Source organism: Streptomyces sp. NPDC040622, assembly GCF_055593965.1.
The window spans coordinates 597,683-614,838 of sequence record NZ_JBVIXD010000005.1 but is presented as its reverse complement, the minus strand read 5'-3'; the positions used below and the strand labels follow the sequence as shown (position 1 = coordinate 614,838).

The following is a 17,156-nucleotide window of genomic DNA, read 5'->3' as shown; positions in this document are numbered from 1 at the left end:
ATCGGCTGGATGCCGGCGGGGGGCCCGAGGGCGTGGGCAGCGACCTCTTCGGCGAACTTGCCCGCATGGTGGCGGCTCTCTCCGAGGTCCAGGGGCTCCGCTCCTTCACCCTGCCCTATCCCGGCCTCGCCCAGCGGGCGCTGGATCACACGGTGATGCGCTGCGTCGATGTGGGGGAGGCGCCGCCGAGGAGTCTTCCGGAGCTGTGGGAGTGGTGCCGGACCAGGCCGTCCGACGACCCACTCTTCGCGGTCCCCTCCTCCCTGGTCTCGCCGGGCACCACGCTGGTGCACCGGGTCGGCCGTATGCCGACCCGGTCGTGTCTCGAGGTGGCCTCGCACGGACCGGACGGAGGCGTGGCGGGACACGCCCGCGCGCTTCTCGGGGACCTGCACGCGCGGAGTGGAACGGAGGAGCGCTACCGGCAGTGCAGGGCGTTCCTGGCGCGTCACCCGGTCGTCCACCAGCAGGACCGCTTCGCGCCGGGTTGGAACAGGGCGGTCTGGAGCCGGGTCAAGAACCTCTACGGTCCTTTGCCCGAGTTCCTGCTCGTCGACGGAGACTTCCTGTACTGCGCCTCGTGCAAGCTCCCCGCCCTGCCCCAGGATAGCGCGGTGCCCGTACCCGGACCGTCCGGCACCGGCGCGGAAGTCTGGTGCGAGGGGGAGGACTGCCCGCGCGACGCCCCTCCGCAGTTCATCCGTGAGCCGGACCAGGCGTGGATCCTGCAGCGCTCGCTGCGGTGGTACCTCGTACTGTCGCACCGCACCGACGAAGCCGCCTGGGAGGCACTGGAGCGCGCCGGCGTCGCGTACGAGACCCTGCCCGGTCCTTTGCCCGCCTACCGGCTCAGGGACACCGGCCCCCGCATCGTGGACATCCAGGTGTACGACCGCCTGCAGCCAGCGCTCCTCGCAGCCCATCTCACCGACAACACACCCCTCGCGGACCGCACCCTCGTCGTGGTCCCTGACGCGCTCGCCGGACGGGACGGCTACCGGCAGGCCTTTATCGATGCGCTTCCCGCGCTCCTGCGGGACCGGCTGTTGCTCACCATCCCCATGGACCTCGTGCCCGACCTGGGACAAGCCCGGCGAGAGGTGAAGGACGATGCGTAGTATCACCCCGCCCTTGACAGACGTGTTCAACGCGCTCAAAGCATTTCTGGGGTCCTCCGTGCCCCAGCCCGCGCTGGAAGCCCTCTGCCAGGTCGAACTCGGCCTGTACCTCCAGCAGAAGATGATGCCGGGCAGCCCCGCGGGCAGCGCCTGGGTGCTGTTCAGCGGGTACGGGTTCGCCGAGGCGCACTGGGCGCCGATGCCATCCGATGCGGCGAAGACCCTGCGTATCGCCAGGTACTCGCTGTGGACGCTGCGCCGGAGCCGTACCTGGCTCGAGGCGCTGGACACCTACCAGAGGTTCGACCCCAGGGTGCGCGCCTACGACGTACCGGACGCCGAGACACCCGCTGCCCGCCGCGACCTCTCCGTCGCCGGCGACCGCTTCTCCGTCTACGAGCAACTGCTGCGTGCCGCACCACCACTGGCGGGCAAGCGCCTGTCGGTTGCAGGTCAGGGCCCGCACGCCTTCCCCGTCAGTCGCACCATGGCCGTCGTCGACCTGCCGCCGGTCCCCCGCATCCCCCTCGTCGCCCACGACATGGACCTGGAACCGGCCGGCGGCGGCGAGCCCTTGATCTTCACCAGGAAGAAACTGGAGCGCACGGCGGCGGAGATGGACGCCCAACACGCTCGCTCCGGCAAGGGCCGGGCACCGCGGTGGCTGGAGCGGCTACGGTCGTTCGACCTGTCCACCAAGGAGAACGGAACCTTCCGCAAGGCGAGGGAGGACGAGGACTTCGCCTTCACGGTCGATGGCATCCAGCATCTGCTCGGCATCGTCGGCGCAGGCAAAAGCACACTGCGCGACATCATTGCCGTCCATCTCGCCAAGCTGGGCAAGCGCACCACCATCGTCGTCACCGATGTCGCTGAGGTTCTCAAGCTCGTCCGGCTCTACGACCTCTACACCGACGGCGCCGCCGCACCCGTGCTCGGCTCCTCGGGCCGTGAGCGGCACGCCCAGCGATTGCACCGTCGGCTGGCGGGCCGGGGCGAGCACCGACTGCTCGCCCACGACGACCCCGCCTTCGCCTACCTCGGCACGTCCTGCCTGCTCAACGTCAGACGGCAGGGCGCCACGTCGACGACCGAACCACTCGCCTACGGTGAGGCCCCCTGCTCCCGGCTCCGACCCCCTTCGGCTCTGCGGCGTGACCCGAGCGACGGACGGCACTCCGAGTGGCATAAGAGGGCGACGAGTTGCCCGTACTGGTCCGCCTGTCCCCGTCATCACGGAGCACGCACCCTGGTCGGCGCCCTGATCTGGGTGGCCACGCCGGCCGGACTGATCGATGCCGAGCCGCCCCGCCCCCAGAACGGCGAGCGCATCCGCTTCCTCGAACTCGCCTGCCGCCGTAGTGACCTCGTGATCATTGACGAGGCCGACCGTGTCCAGATGCAGCTCGACCAAACTTTCGCACCCGCCGTGGTCCTCGCCAGCGACGAGGACAAGGGCCTCATCGACCAGCTGAGCCGGCACAAGATCCGGGAACTCGCGGCCGGTGGACGCACTCAGCTCTCCGAACGGGACGTCGAGACCTTCGCCGCCGCCCTCAACACCGCAGGCGCGGCCACCGACCGGCTGTACGCGATGCTCGTCGCCGGGTACGAGCTTCGCAAGTGGGTGCGGACGGGCTACTTCAGCGCCTGGACGCTCCAGCTGGGGCTCCTCGACGAACGCTACGAACTCCCCGACGACAGCGGCCCGGACCACCCTCATCACGCCCCCCGCGAGGCTCTCGGGAAACTGCTCGACGCGTTCCGGGACAACCCCTTCGGTGACCGTCACCGCAGGACGGAGGAGGACTTCAGCCGGTTGACCGCCCTCCTCAACGAACTGCTCCACACCGGCAACCCGGAGAACACCCGGCGCCGCCTTACCGAGGTCATGGACGAGGTCTTCGCCATCGACCCGCAGTACATGACCGCCCGGCAGCGGAAGTACCAAGAGGCGTACGACAGGTGGCGGCGCGAGGAGGAGGAACAGGAGAAGAAGCGCGGACGCCGCAGGAAGCCCAAGCCTCCGCCCCAGACTCCCGAGGAATGGCGGAAGCAACTCGCGGAGCGCTTCGAGTTCACACTGTTGCTCAGCGCCCTGGAACCACGGCTCGCCATGATCAACGCCATGTGGCCACGCGCCGAGGCCGCCCTCAGCCTGGGCTTCAATACGATGTACCGTCGGCCGCCTGACTATGGCCCGATGGTGCCCGAGGCCCCGATGGGCAATGTGCTCGGCTTCCAGTTCCGCGTCCCGGGTGAGGACAAGGGCGGAGTCCGCAGTGGCGAACTGACCTTCTTCCGGTGCAGCGGCGTGGGACGTGAGCTGCTGCGCGCCATCCCCGATCTCACCTCCGTCGACGGCAGGCCCGGTGCTCACTTGCTGCTCATGTCGGGCAGCAGCTGGGCGGGCGCGTCCAGCCGCTACCACGTCTGCGTCCCGGTCGGTGTGGTCATCGAACCGCCGACCAAGGTGACCAAACGCATCGCCGACGAGAGCTCCATGCGCTTCGAGTTCATCGACGACGGCGACGAGAAACTGCGCATGTCGGGAACCGATCCGGACGACCGCCCGGAGAAGTTGCGCCGCATCGCGTGCCATCTAGGTGAGGGCGGAGACGAGTACGAGGTCACTGAAGGTGGTCCGCTCCAGCAGGAGTTGCGCTCTCTTCCTCCAGGGCGCGACCAGATCCTTCTACTGGTCGGCAGCTATGCCGAGGCCCGTGTGGTGGCCGACACGCTGCACAACCTCAACGTCCGCTGGCGCAACAAGGTGCTGTGCCTGGTGTCGGACGACGAGGAGATCACCGCAGAGGACGAGGCGCCGTCCGCCTATCACGCCCGATCACTGCGCCGGGGCGACGTCGAGCATCTGAAGGACCTCGAGGCGGACATCCTGGTGGCGCCACTGCTCGCGCTGGAACGCGGCCACAACATCCTCAATGAGGAGGACGAGGCGGCCATCGGCACGGTCTACTTTCTGGCACGGCCCCATCCGCACCCAGAGGACCTCCACCTGGCCGTCAATGCCGTCAACGACTGGGTCGTCCGCGCCGTTACCGGCGGTGACTTCGCCACCCTGGTACAGGGAAAACCCACCGTCGAGGAAGGAGCGGAGGAGTTCCGCCGCCTCGCCCGTTCGTACTGGTACCAGGTACTCGCCCGTTCGATGGCGTGGAGCCGTCTCGACGACGATGTACGAGAACAGATCACCTGGGACATGCTGGTCCTGTTGTGGCAGGTGATCGGGCGACTGGTACGCGGTGGCGTACCGGCCCGGGTGGTCTTTGTCGACGCCGCCTTCGCCCCCAACCGCGGTGCCGTACCGGCGCGGCCCGACACTCCCGAATCCAGTCTGCTGCACAGCGTCCTCGCCGTCCTGGACCCGTATTTCGACGGCGGCACGACGACTGCGGAGGAGCAGTTCATCGTCGGCGCCCTGTACGCGCCACTGCGCAGCATGCTCACCCGGCTGCTCGCCGCCGTACCCGCCCACCCGTAAGTGCCGAACCCCTGTCCCAGGAGGTAATTCCGTGTACCACCACATTCGCGTCGCGGCCTACGAACCCGATCCGCTCCACGGACCCTGGCGGGAGGAGATGAAAGTGCTGCGGCTCGGCGAGAACCTGCACGCCGAGCTCACGGGGATGCATGCCGAGGCGGACAAGAACTCCGTCCACCCCCACCGGCTCCCCGTGCGCAGGCTCAACTCCCTGCTCCAGGCGATGGCGCCAGGCGTCATCGCGACCGGTCGCAACGCCGGGACGGACGGCCGTCTGCCGTGGCTCTACGCGCGGGAAGCCGCCCCACCGGACGTGCTGGCCCCGGTGGTAGGAGCTTGGGCGGCGGGCATGCACCGGGAGGACGACGACTCGGAGGGCGCCGATCTCGAGGAGAGGCTCCGCTCCGGTGACCCGGCCGAGACGGTACGTCTGCCCCACTGGGAGACGGAATCGGTCGACCTCGCCGAGAGCGTGCTCTCGGCGGGCGGAACCGCCGAACCCGCCGCGCGACTCTACAGCCTGCTGCCCGAGTGGATCGCCTTCCGGCTGGCCGCCCGGACGTTCCGCACGGGCGGCACCACACTCCACTTCCGCGTCGAGAGCTCGGGTGACGGCGCGCGACTTGTCTCCTGGCCGCCTCAGCGATACGAGCGCCGACGGCAGACCTGGTACTACTCGGCCTGCCTCACCATCACCGTTCACACCGTGCCGTTCGCCCCGCGGTTCCGCGTCCATGTGTCCACCCAGGTACGCCGGTGGGCCACCCGACTGGATGTACGCCCCCACCAGCTCGGCGGTACGACCGTCCTGCTCGACACCCCACTGCCGTGGCCGGAAGGGCCGGACCGGGGCCACCGGCTGATGGTGAACACGATGGGCTACGACCGGCGGTCGAAGGAACTGGCCTGGCGCCGGCACAGCCCCGCACCGCTCGTGCCCGAACTGGACATCGTGCGCAATTATCCCCGGCCCGAAGCGCTCTTCTCCGACCCCGAACGCTGGATAAACGGCTCCGGGGACGTGGCCGCCGGCATCGTCTACCACCCGTCGATCGGCCCGCACGAGGTCGGACCCGGGCTCATGCCACGGGAGCGGGCGGATCTGGACGCCTGGGTCGAGGAAGGGCTGCGCCCCCTGCTGACCCGGGTCCCCGACCTCACGCGCGTCACCCGGAGCAACACACCCACCCTGCTTCCCCGTTCGGGCGCCGGACGCGTCCCGAGCGTCCGTGACGCCCAGCTGGCTCTGCAACGGCGGGCGGCGCTGACACGCGAACTGAATGGCCGCCCCCTGGAGATCGACGTCTTCTGGCAGTCCCCGGAAACCCGTGCGGCGCTGCTCGCCGAGCTGCCCAAGCTCATTGGTCTTCCCGCCGGGCAGCAAGTGCCGTCGGCCGACGGGGAAACCTGGCAGTGGCAGTGCGAGGGGGTCGACATCCGCGTCCGGGCCCGGCCCGCGGGACCTTTGGCCGAAGCCCTGCCGACCACCCGAGCCCGCGGGCGCCTCAGGGCCGTCCGGCTGGCCGAAGCCATCGAAGGGCGCTGCGGGCTCGTGGCGGACCGGGCGGCCCCGCTCCTCGGCGGGGCCGGAGTCGTGATCACGGAGATCGCCGGCAAGGAGCGCTTCGCAGCCGTCCCGGACTCCGACCCCAAGCACGCGCTGCGCATCGCCTGGGCACGGCAGGGACGGCTGACCCAGTTCGTGAACTCGCCCGACGACACCGACAGCGCTCTGGAGCACCGGGCCAGGTGGACCTGGCTGGATGCCTTCCGGCAGCTGGGCGCGATCAGCCCGCCCGCCCATCGGGTGGGAGCCGGCATTCCGGGCGACCTTCAGTACGCGGCCCTCTGGCTCGTGCGCCACACCAGGAAGGGGCCCACGCGATGCCCCGTCCACCGGCTGGTGGCGGTGCGGGTGCGCCCCGGGGACGGATCGGGCGTCATCGAGGGGTGGGACGCAGACCGAGCCGAATGGGTGCCGTATCCGAAGCTGTTGTTGCTGCTCTCCCAGGCACGGGAACCGGCGGCGAGCGGTGGGAAGGAGACCGGCACGGGGAAGCTCGTCGATGACTCGGCAGCCCCGGGGGGATCCCGGCCCACTGCCCGCCCGGGCGTGGAGCAGGACAGGCAGCGGGAGACCGAGCGGCAGATCCGAGCACTGCTCTTCCAGCTCCGCGACCGCCCGACGCTGCTGCTGGCGGACGCCGGCAATCTGCGCCAGTGCTGGCCTGGCCTGCGCAACGGTGCACTGGACCGCGACATGCTCGGCTTCGGGGCCGAACCCGCACAGCGGCACACGCTCTACGGCCACGACCTGCGGGTGCTGCTCGTACGGGACGCCAACGCCCGGGGCGAAGTGGCGGAGTGGTACGCCCACGACACCGAGGACGGGGTGGGCTTCGCCGAGGGTGTGTGGGGGACGGCGGCTACGGAGGGCCGTGTATTCGCGAGTACGGCCTCGAAGCCGCACACGGTGGCGAATCTGCCGAAGGGGCTCATGAAGCTGGTGCCCACAGCACAGGGCCGGACAGCGCCCGGGAAGACCGCGTGGAACCCCGGGCAACTGGAGATCACCGTGCTCGGCTGTCTGTCGGAGAAGGCGCTGACGGACTCGGGGCGTGCGGGTGACTCGCCCGACAGGCCAGCGGAGTGGGCGACGCTCGCGCACCAGCTGCGCTACCACGACGACTATCCGCCGCTTGCCCGGCCTCTCCCGCTGCACTGGGCGCGTCTCGCCGGTGAGTACGTGCTTCCGGTGGCCGGTACGAAGTCAGCGGAGAGTACGTCATCCGCTTCCTGAGCGAGGTGCCGCCTGCATGGAACGGCCCAAACGATCGACGCTGCTAAGAATCGATGCTTCCCGCGTGTGGGTGCCCGAAGCCGGCACCTGACCACGGTGGACGACGCGTGGTGCACTCCCTGCTGGGGTCACTGGGCGTCATTGTTTTCTCCGCCGTGACGCTCGTTTGACGCTCTTCGCGCCTGGTGGCTCCAAGGCGGACGAGAGACTTCACCTGACCTGCGGTTTTCTCTGATCCCACCCGGGTGACATGCTTCCGATGACTCATCATGTGGAGTGTGTGGCGATTTTGGAGCCTGCTGAGAAGGGCCGCTGACCCGCGGGTTCTCTGCGGCATCCGCCCCCCCCGGCACACACCCCCCGGCCCCCCCCCGCATCCGCCTGTGGCACGCACCTCCGTGCGGGCCACAGGCGTCTCGTGGTGTTCCGTCCCGTCAGCGGAGCGATCGGTGTGCAGGTGTTGTCTTCCGCTTTTGCGCCTCTGCTGGATGCTCTGGTCGAAGAGGAGGCGAAGAGGGGGCGAATAAGGTGTTCGGCGGGGTGCGTGTGCTCAGCGTCGAGCGTTCTCCGGCACCATGATCTGGCGCTCGCCCCAGCTCATCCGGGTCGTCGCCGTGTAGTTCACCGTCGTGCCCGCGTCGAGGCCCGCCTTCCGGGCGTCGGGCGACGGAGCGACCAACACCGTCTGGTCGGCGAGCATGTCGCCGGTGGACGGGTCCACGATCAGTCGCTGTTCCACGGTTCCCAGGGGTGTCCGTGTCGTGCCCGGGGCAGTGAATCCGGCGCCCGCGCGGCCCAGCGGATCGGTGACGCGTCCCAGTCCTCGGACGCCCGGCAGCTCCGCCATCACCCGGTACGCCGCCGCCCTGACGGCGGGCTTCACCGGCATCGTGATGAGGTCGGCCGCCACCCGCAGTACGTAGGTCGTGCGGCCGGCGCGGGTTTCGGCTCCGTCGGCGTCGGTTCCTTGGTCCTGCGCGTGCAGCTTCTCCAGCTGTCGGCGCAATTCCCCGCTGTCGGAGGGCAGTTCGCGCAGGTCCTGGTAGGAGACGTTGCGCGGGCCGAGGGCGTAGATCTTGTCCTCGGAGTCCGTCCGCATGACCGTCGGACGTGCGGGGCCCATCGTGTGACCGAGCGTGCCGCCCCCGTCGTTGCCCGGGACCTTCGCCTGCAGCGTGGCGGGGGAGCCGGCGGCTCGCCACCGTGCGGCGTCCGCCTCGGTACGGGGCTCGGTCACCGCGCGCAGACCGGAGACCAACAGACTCCGGGTCCCCGGGCGCACGCCCACCGACCACTCTGAAGTCGACTTGGTGCGTACGGCGATGGGGCGTCCCTTGTCGCCGTCCGCCGGGCCGGCGACGTTCACGTCCTGCGAGCGCGTGGTGGTCTGCCAGTACGTTCCTTCGGCGGTCGGTGCCTCAGCCTTCTTCGCCACGGTGAGCAGTTGGAGGCGGGTGTCTCGGGCGTCTCCGTGGCCGTTCGATGCCGATGAGCCCGGCTCCGTGGCCGCGTTGGAGGACTGCGCGGGGCCGCCGCCCGGTGGGTTCTGGTCGAGGGTGCTCACGACCACCGCGGTCGCCGCGACGGCGGCCAGGGCGGCTGCGGTTCCGAGCGGCCGGATCCCGAACGGTCCTCGCAGTCGTCGGGGCGCGCGCAGCCGTCGGGGCGCGCGCAGGCGTGCCGCGTGACTGGCAACATCCGTATCCGTATGCGCATCCGTCACCTCGGCCATGATGCGCGTCAAGTCCTCCTGCATGCGCGGGGAGTTCGCCAGACCGGACGGGTCCAGTTCGTCGGGCCGGGCGCTCGCGAGCACCTTCATGACGTCAGTCCTCGCGGACCGTTCGCGGGTGTTCTTCTTCATGTGAGTGCTCCTTTGCGGTCACTGCCGCAGGGGGGCTGTGCGAGGGGTGCGGGGGGTGCGGGGGGCGTCCTGCGTTCGGAATCCGGCTTCCGCTCGGGTACCGGTCCCGGCACCGGGGGCGTATCCGCCCCGTACGCCGGCTCCAGCGCCTTCCCCAGGCGGCGACGGGCCCGGTGCAGCCGCACGGTCAGCGTCGCGGTGGCGCATCCGAGGACCCGTGCGGCCTCTTTGGCGGTCAGCCCGTGCCAGGCGATCAGGGTCAGCAGTTCCCGGTCGGCGTCGGACAGGCTCGCCAGAGCCTGCAGCGCCGCTTCGCGCTCGGTGACGTCCGCGGCGACGTCGCCGACCGCAGCCCTGTCACCGCCGGTGAGGCGCTGGGCCTCCGCGGCGGCCAGGAGGTATTGGTGGCTGTCCCGGCGGCGCAGCTCGCGCACCAGGTTGCGGGCCACTCCCAGGAGCCAGGGCAGCGCGGGCTGCGGAATGTCCCGCACCCGCCGCCAGGCCACGGTGAACGTCTCGCTGGTCAGGTCTTCGCCCACCTGGCGTCCCACCAGGCTCGTGGTGTAGGCGAGAACGCGTGGATAGCACTCCTCGTAGATGTCCCGGAAGCGTTGGGCATGTGTCATGCGCCGTCCCTCGTATCGGCTCTCTTACCGAGCAATGCGCGCCGAGGACCACTTCTTACACAGGGAGCCGAAATTCATGCGATGGATGAGCTGTTCCCGGGCGCGAGGTGTCGCTGAGGCGCGTCGCCGGTGAACGGGACATCATGGCCATCGGCATGGCGATGGGCGGCATTGCCATGAGCGGCTTCGTAGTGGGCGGAAGGAACGGTACGTGGAGGAGTCGGCGTCAGGAGCTGTCTCGGGGAAGCGGGAGCGGGAGCGCGAGCTGGGGCCGGGGTCTGAGCGGAGGGTGCCGCCGGAGCCTGAGCAGCAGGCGCTCTTCGGGTGGGCGGACACCTCATCGGCACCGCCCGCCGCCACGCACGGCGCCTTCCGCGACAGTCCGCGGGCCCGCCGCATGCTCGACGTGCGCGAGGTCTACGCGGAGCGCGCCGCCCTCGACTCCCCGCGCGGTCAGCAGATCATGGCCCGGTTGCCGGGAGTGCGCGTGACCGAGGTCGACAGCCACTGGCGCATCCCCGCCCTCCACGGCAACGACGGCAACATCGCCCGGTGGGTCCGCACCAAGACCGAGACGCTCGTCCTCGGCGTCAAGCACACGCTCGCGACGCGCCCCAACGGCAGGTCGGCCGACTGGATCGCCCCCGGCCCTTCCAACGGCTGCGCGATGGCCTGCGCCTACTGCTACGTCCCCCGCCGCAAGGGCTTCGCCAACCCCATCACGCTGTTCACCAACATCGAGGCGATCGTCGCCCATGTCCGGCGCCACGTACGGGCCCAGGGGCCCAAGACCGAACCCAACCAGTGCGACCCCGAGGCCTGGGTCTACGACATCGGCGAGAACGGCGACTGCTCCGTCGACGCGCTCGTCTGCGACAACACCGCGGACCTCGTCGCCGCGTTCCGCGCGCTGCCGACGGCGAAGGCCTCCTTCGCGACCAAGTTCGTCAACCCCGACCTGCTCGCCCTCGACCCGCAGGGCCGCACCCGGGTGCGGTTCTCCCTGATGCCGCCGGACGACGCGCGCCTGCTGGACATCCGCACCAGCCCGGTCGGCGAACGGATCGCCGCTGCCGCCGACTTCCTCGACGCCGGGTACGAGGTCCACTTCAACCTCTCACCCGTCGTACTCCGTCCGGGCTGGCAGCGGGACTGGGCCGAGCTGTTCGATCATCTCGACGACGTCCTGCCCGCCCGCGTGAAGGAGCAGGCGGCGGCCGAGATCATCATGCTGACCCACAACCAGGCGCTCCACGACGTGAACCTGGGCTGGCACCCGCGCGCGGAGGACGTGCTGTGGCAGCCGGCCGCCCAGGAGACCAAACGCTCCCAGAACGGCGCCCTCAACGTCCGCTACGCCCAGGAGGTCAAGCGGCAGTCCCTGGCCCGCATCCAGGAGCTGCTGGCGGGCCACGCGCCGTGGCTGCGGGTCAGGTACGCGTTCTGAGCACGGTCAGGTACGCGTTCTGAGCACGGTTCGGCGTGCGGACCGCGGATCCAACTGACCAGGCACCGTCGTCCCCGTTCGCACCGACACCCTCCACCCTCATTGATACCTTTCGCTTGTCGAGTGAAAGCAAACGATGTCACTCGCGAGGAGAGGGGTAAGCGGCGTGCTGACCGAAGAGCGGCGTGAGGCGATTCTGCGCATGGTGGAGCGGCGGGGGGCGATCAAGGTCAAGGAGACGGCGGCCGAGCTGGGCGTCTCCGCCGTGACCCTGCGCCAGGACGTGCGGGACCTCGCCGGGCGGGGGCTGGTCGTGCGGGTGCACGGCGGTGCCCTGTCGAACGCCGCCGCCCAGCAGGCCGAATCGCCCGGACCCGCCGCCCCTGGCGCCGTGCCCCGGTCGACGGCCACGGGGCAGACGTACGCCCTCGGCCTCGTCGTTCCGCCGGGGAGCTACTACTACCCGGAGGTCATCCGGGGCGTGCAGGACGCGGCGCGCGCCCACGGCGTGCGGGTCGTCCTCACGGTCTCGGGCGAGACACTGGCCGACAACCAGGAGCAGGTGCGGCGGCTCGTCGCCTCCGGTGCCGACGGGCTGCTGCTCATGCCGCGCGCCGGGCTCGAACCGGCGGAGCGGGCCGAGCAGTGGCTGAGCGGCATCGACGTGCCCGTCGTCCTGATGGACCGCCGCGCCGGTGCGCAGGCAGGACGGCTGGAGCAGGTCGCGTCCGACCACGCGTACGGCGCGGGCCTCGCCGTACGGCACCTCGCCGCTCTGGGACATCGGCGGATCGCCCTCGTCGCCCGGGTGGAGAGCCCCAACACCCCCCTGATCCGTGAGGGTTACGCCGCCGCCTGCCAGGAGCTGGGCCTTGCGGCGGGGCCGGAGTGCCGCATCGGGTCGGCCGGTGAGCCCGCCCCCTTCGAGGCGCAGCTCGCGGAGCTCGTACGGGTCGTCGAGGCGGGCGAGGTGCGGGCCGCGCTGGTCCACAACGACCTGGACGCCGTCACTCTCGTCGGGCTGCTCCAGGCCCGTGGCCTGCGTGTTCCCGAGGATCTCGCCATCGTCACCTACGACGACGAGGTCGCCGAGCTGAGCGACGTGCCGCTCACCGCCGTGGCGCCGCCCAAGCGGGCGGTGGGGACGTGGGCCGTGGACCTGATGATGCGCCGGCTCGCCGACGTGGGCGGGCCGCTCGCCGAGTTGCTGCTCCGCCCCGAGCTGCGGGTACGTGCCTCCAGTGGGGCTGCTTCCGGTGGATCTTCCACCCCTTAGGCAGGAGGTCTGGGCGACCATAAACATCATTTGCTTTCGTTTGGCATTGAATGAAAGCAAAAGCATTGACGATGTGCTGCACCTGGCGAATGCTTTCGTTCGACACCCCAGCGAACGATCGGTGAACGTCATGCTGCGCAGAACCTCAGCCACCCTGGTCGGCTCCGTCACCGCCCTCGCCCTGCTCGCCACGGCGTGCGGGGGAGGGGGAGACGGTCAGGGAGACGGCGACTCCGCGGCCGAGAAGAGCGGAAAGATCACCTTCTGGTCCTTCGTGAAGGGTTCCGACGAGGTGGCCGCGGCCTTCAACCGGAGCCACCCGGACATCAAGGTCACCTTCGAGACGGTGCCTTCGGGCCAGGAGTACTACTCCAAGCTCACCAACGCCGTGAAGGCCGGCACCGCTCCGGACGTCGCCGTCGTCGAGTACCCGAACCTGCCGGAGTTCGCGTCCCAGGGGAAGATCGAGGATCTGAGCGGATCGCTCGGTCCCCTGGTCGAGGACCGATTCCCGGAAGCGTCCCGCCAGTTGGTCGACCTCGGCGGCAGGACCTGGGGGGTTCCGCGCGACGCGGCGCCGCTGATGATGATGTACCGCAAGGACTTCTTCAAGCAGCACGCCATCGGCGTACCCACGACCTGGGACGCGTACCGGGCCATGACCGAGAAGGTGAAGAAGGCCGACTCGCGCGCCCGCGGCGGGGTGCTCTTCACCGACAACCCCGGCCTGCTGAGCGCCCTCAGCTGGCAGGCCGGCGGGCAGTGGTTCAGCGCGGGAAAGGACGCCTGGAAGGCCTCCGTCGACGACGGGCCGTCCAAGAAGGTCGCGAGCTACTGGGGCGACCTCGCCCGCAAGGACCTCGTCCGCTCGCTGAGCACCCTCGACCCGTTCTGGACGAGCGTCCAGAAGGGGCAGACCGTCGCCTATGTCTGCACCAGCTGGTGTGCGGGGGCGCAGCAGGCGACCGTCCCCGACCAGAAGGGCAAGTGGGCCGTGGCCCCCGTGCCGACCTGGGACGGCAAGCCCGCATCGGGCATGTACGGCGGCTCGTCCTTCGTGATCCCGAAGGGGTCCGACCACAGGGGTGCCGCCGCCGAGTTCATCAAGTGGATCACCACGGACCCCGAGGGCATGAAGGCGTGGGTCACGTCCGGCACCAGCAGCATGTTCCCCGCCGACCCGAAGCTCGTGCCGGTCACCAAGGCCGCTTTCGGGACGGAGTACTTCGGCGGTCAGGACGTCTATGCCATCGGGGCGAAGTCCTACAAGGCGATCCGGCGCGGCTGGACCTGGGGACCCGTCATGGGCACCACCAACACCGCCATCGTCGACCAGCTCCCCAAGGTCGCCGACGGCAAGGCCGACCTGCCCGCGGTGCTCGCCCGCGCCGAGCGGACCACCGTCGCGCACATGAAGCAGCGCGGCATGAAGGTCACCACACCGTAAGCGCCGCCGGCTCGCGCCGCCTGCCTCCGCGCCCCGGCCGCCCCCGTCGCGCGCCGCCCCGCCGCGCCCCGCCCGACCGAGAAAGGCCGGTATGGCCACCCCCTCCACCCGTGGACAGCGCAGGACAGCCGCGCTGCTCCTGTCACCCTTCTTCGTTCTGTTCACGGCCGTCACCCTCGCCCCGCTGGTGTACGCGGGGTGGCTGAGCCTCTTCACCACCCGCACCTCGGGCCTCGGCTTCGGCGGCACCGAGGACGTCTTCACCGGCCTGGACAACTACGCGCGGGCGCTGAGCGATCCGGAGTTCCTTGGCGGCTTCCTCGTCGTCCTCGCGTACTGCGCCGTCTACATCCCCGTGATGATCGGCGGCGCGCTGGCCCTCGCCCTGCTGCTCGACACGGGCCTGGCCAAGGCCCGGTCCTTCTTCCAGCTGGCGCTGTTCCTGCCGCACGCGGTGCCGGGGCTGATCGCCGCGCTGATCTGGGTCTACCTCTACACACCGGGCCTGAGCCCGGTGATCGACCTGCTGGGCTCCGCCGGCATCCACGTCAGCTTCCTGTCGGCCGGCAACGCCGTCTTCTCCGCGGCCAACATCGCCGTCTGGGAGTGGATGGGCTACAACATGGTCATCTTCTACGCCGCCCTGCAGGCCGTGCCCCGCGAGACGCTGGACGCGGCGAAGGTCGACGGCGCGGGCGCCCTGCGGACGGCGCTGTCCGTCAAAGTGCCGATGATCCGCCCCGCCGTGGCGCTCTCCGTCCTCTTCACCGTCATCGGGTCGATCCAGCTCTTCACCGAGCCGAAGGTCATCTACAACGCCTCCAGCGCGATCGGCAGCAGCTGGACCCCCAACATGTACGTCCAGACGGCCGCCTTCCAGAACAACGACTTCGGCCTGGCGGCAGCCGCTTCGCTGCTCATCGCCCTGTTCGCCGCCGTCCTCTCGTTCGGCGTCACCCGTCTCTCACGCCGCGGGAGCAAGCCGTGACCAAGTCCTCCACCCTCGAATCCCGCGCCCGCGCGCCCAAGGACCCGCCCGCGACCGACCCCGCCCCGCGCGCCCGCAAGCGGCGGCGCTCCGCCAAGCCGCCGTCGGTCCTGCTGTCCAAGGCCGGGGTCACCGCGCTGCTGGCGCTCGCCACGCTCTACACCCTGCTGCCCCTGACCTGGCTGCTCCTGTCGTCCACCAAGAGCCGCGAGGACCTGTTCGGCACGAACGGGTTCGCCCTCGGCGGCGGGATCCACCTCGGCGAGAACCTGCGCCGGCTCTTCGACGCCGACGGCGGCGGCTACCTGCGCTGGGTGCTCAACACGGTGGAGTACGCCGGTGTCGGCGCCCTGCTGGCCTCGCTGTTCAGCGTCGCCGCGGGCTACGCGTTCGACAAGCTGACCTTCCCCGGCAAGGAGCGACTGTTCTCGCTGGTACTGCTCGGCGTGATGGTCCCCGGCACGGCCCTCGCGATCCCGCTGTACCTGCTCGCCGCCGAGGTCGGCGTGGTGAACACGTTCTGGAGCGTGTTCGTCCCCGGCCTCGTCTTCCCGTTCGGCGTGTATCTGGCGCGCGTCTTCAGCGCCGCCTACGTGCCGGACGAGGTGCTCGAAGCGGCGCGGATGGACGGCGCGGGGGAGTTCAGGGCCTTCTGCCGCATCGCGCTGCCGATGCTCGCACCCGGCTTCGTGACCATCTTCCTCTTCCAGTTCACGCAGATCTGGAACAGCTTCTTCCTGCCCCTGGTCATGCTCTCCGACAAGGACCTCTACCCGGTCAACCTGGGGCTGTACGTCTGGTACTCCTCCGCGCTCTCCCAGGGCCACCCCGAGGACTACCTGCTGGCCGTCGTCGGCTCGCTGGTCTCCGTCGTCCCGCTGATCATCGTCTTCCTGATGCTGCAGCGCTTCTGGAAGTCCGGCATGACCGCCGGCGCCGTCAAGTAGGCCACCACCGTGAGGAATCCCCGTATGCCCGCGCACGCAGCCTCCCGCCCCCGCGCCCTGTTCGCCATGGGCCGCCGGCACCGGGACGCGCTGTTCCCGCCCTGTGAGACACGGCGTCTGACGGCGTACGCCGACCTCGACCCGGACCACGTGGCCGAGGACTTCGACGGCGAACCGGCCCTGCGCGACGTGGAGGTCCTGATCACCTCCTGGGGGTGCCCGGTCATCGACGGGGACGTCCTGTCGCGGGCGCCCGCGCTGAAGGCGGTCGTGCACGCCGCAGGAAGCGTCAAGCACCATGTGACGCAGGCCTGTTGGGACCGCGGGATCGTGGTCTCCTCGGCGGCGGCGGCCAACGCCGTGCCCGTCGCCGAGTACACCGTCGCCGCGGTCCTCTTCGCCAACAAGCGGGTCCTGGAGATCGGCGGCCTCTACCGCGACCACCGGGCCGTGTCCGACTGGGCACGCCGCTTCCCCGGCTTCGGCAACTACCGCAGGACCGTCGGCGTCGTCGGCGCCTCGCTCGTCGGCCGCAAGGTGCTCGAACTGCTGCGGCCCCACGACCTGGACCTGCTGCTCGCCGACCCCCATGTCGACGCGGGACAGGCCGCGGCGCTCGGCGCCCGCCACGTCGGCCTCGACGAACTCGTCGCGGGATCCGACGTCGTCTCGCTGCACGCCCCGGCCCTGCCGGAGACCGACCACCTCATCGACGCGCGCAGGCTGGCGTCGATGCGGGACGGCGCCACGCTCGTCAACACGGCCCGTGGCTCCCTCGTCGACACCGCCGCGCTCACCGCCGAAGCCGTCACCGGGCGCCTCCACGCGGTCATCGACGTCACCGAACCGGAGATCCTGCCGGCCACCTCACCGCTCTACTCCCTGCCGAACGTCCTGCTCACCCCCCACATCGCGGGCTCGCTCGGCGGGGAGCTCCGGCGCATCTCCGCCGGCGCCGTGGACGAGGTCGTGCGCTACTGCGAGGGCAGACCGTTCGCCCACGCCGTGCACCGCGCCGCCCTCGCGACCTCCGCCTGACGGGCGGCCCCGTGCCGATCCCGCGATGCCCCGCGCTTCCGCGCGGCCCGCCAGCCCCTCCGGGTGCCCCCTCACGCCAACGCACCGCAAACCGAAGGAGTTC

11 protein-coding genes are annotated in these 17,156 nt (G+C 70.3%); 9 read left to right on the top strand and 2 right to left on the bottom strand.

All coding sequences use genetic code 11. From position 1 onward, the window contains the following. Nucleotides 1-32 precede the first annotated feature (32 nt). The 3 genes from ACZ592_RS17350 to ACZ592_RS17340 are packed head-to-tail and all read left to right on the top strand — an operon-like array spanning nt 33 to nt 7,420. The gene (locus tag ACZ592_RS17350; protein ID WP_471582387.1) at nt 33-1,118 is read left to right on the top strand and encodes a pPIWI_RE_Y domain-containing protein; all 1,086 of its coding nucleotides are present in this window, start codon (nt 33-35) and stop codon (nt 1,116-1,118) included. Nucleotides 1,119-1,140: 22 nt separating this feature from the next. Then, the gene (locus ACZ592_RS17345) at nt 1,141-4,620 is read left to right on the top strand and encodes a pPIWI_RE_Z domain-containing protein (protein WP_471582478.1); all 3,480 of its coding nucleotides are present in this window, start codon (nt 1,141-1,143) and stop codon (nt 4,618-4,620) included. A 31-nt stretch (nt 4,621-4,651) separates the two neighbouring features. After that, entirely contained in the window at nt 4,652-7,420 is a 2,769-nt protein-coding gene (locus ACZ592_RS17340; RefSeq protein ID WP_471582386.1) for a pPIWI_RE module domain-containing protein, read from the top strand. 550 nt (nt 7,421-7,970) lie between these two features. On the opposite strand, the gene ACZ592_RS17335 is transcribed toward ACZ592_RS17340, so the two are convergent. Both ACZ592_RS17335 and ACZ592_RS17330 read right to left on the bottom strand, forming a co-directional pair. Beyond that, the gene (locus ACZ592_RS17335; protein ID WP_471582385.1) at nt 7,971-9,284 is read right to left on the bottom strand and encodes a CU044_5270 family protein; all 1,314 of its coding nucleotides are present in this window, start codon (nt 9,282-9,284) and stop codon (nt 7,971-7,973) included. Next, on the bottom strand, nt 9,281-9,910 hold the full coding sequence (locus ACZ592_RS17330) for an RNA polymerase sigma factor (RefSeq protein ID WP_471582384.1): 630 nt from the start codon (nt 9,908-9,910) through the stop codon (nt 9,281-9,283). The genes ACZ592_RS17335 and ACZ592_RS17330 overlap by 4 nt, the downstream gene beginning before the upstream one ends. A 289-nt stretch (nt 9,911-10,199) precedes the next feature. On the opposite strand from ACZ592_RS17330, the gene ACZ592_RS17325 reads away from it, so the two are divergent. The 6 genes from ACZ592_RS17325 to ACZ592_RS17300 all read left to right on the top strand — a co-directional run bounded on the left by ACZ592_RS17325 (nt 10,200) and on the right by ACZ592_RS17300 (nt 17,053). Then, nucleotides 10,200-11,357, top strand: coding sequence for a spore photoproduct lyase family protein (locus tag ACZ592_RS17325; protein WP_471582383.1), 1,158 nt, complete (start codon nt 10,200-10,202; stop codon nt 11,355-11,357). A 166-nt stretch (nt 11,358-11,523) separates the two neighbouring features. Continuing rightward, nucleotides 11,524-12,633 (top strand): LacI family DNA-binding transcriptional regulator, encoded by a 1,110-nt coding sequence (locus ACZ592_RS17320; protein ID WP_471582382.1) that lies wholly within the window; start codon nt 11,524-11,526, stop codon nt 12,631-12,633. A 130-nt stretch (nt 12,634-12,763) separates the two neighbouring features. Beyond that, nucleotides 12,764-14,080 carry an ABC transporter substrate-binding protein gene (locus ACZ592_RS17315; RefSeq protein WP_471582381.1) on the top strand — a complete coding sequence of 439 codons (1,317 nt, stop codon included), beginning with the start codon at nt 12,764-12,766 and terminating at the stop codon, nt 14,078-14,080. Between the two features lie 91 nt (nt 14,081-14,171). Next, nucleotides 14,172-15,068, top strand: coding sequence for a carbohydrate ABC transporter permease (locus tag ACZ592_RS17310; protein ID WP_471582380.1), 897 nt, complete (start codon nt 14,172-14,174; stop codon nt 15,066-15,068). Continuing rightward, nucleotides 15,065-16,015 carry a carbohydrate ABC transporter permease gene (locus ACZ592_RS17305; RefSeq protein WP_471582379.1) on the top strand — a complete coding sequence of 317 codons (951 nt, stop codon included), beginning with the start codon at nt 15,065-15,067 and terminating at the stop codon, nt 16,013-16,015. Before ACZ592_RS17310 ends, ACZ592_RS17305 begins: the two co-directional genes overlap by 4 nt. Before the next feature lie 24 nt (nt 16,016-16,039). Further along, nucleotides 16,040-17,053: a hydroxyacid dehydrogenase gene (locus ACZ592_RS17300; RefSeq protein WP_471582378.1), complete on the top strand. Its 1,014-nt coding sequence runs from the start codon at nt 16,040-16,042 to the stop codon at nt 17,051-17,053. The last annotated feature ends 103 nt before the right edge of the window (nt 17,054-17,156 follow it).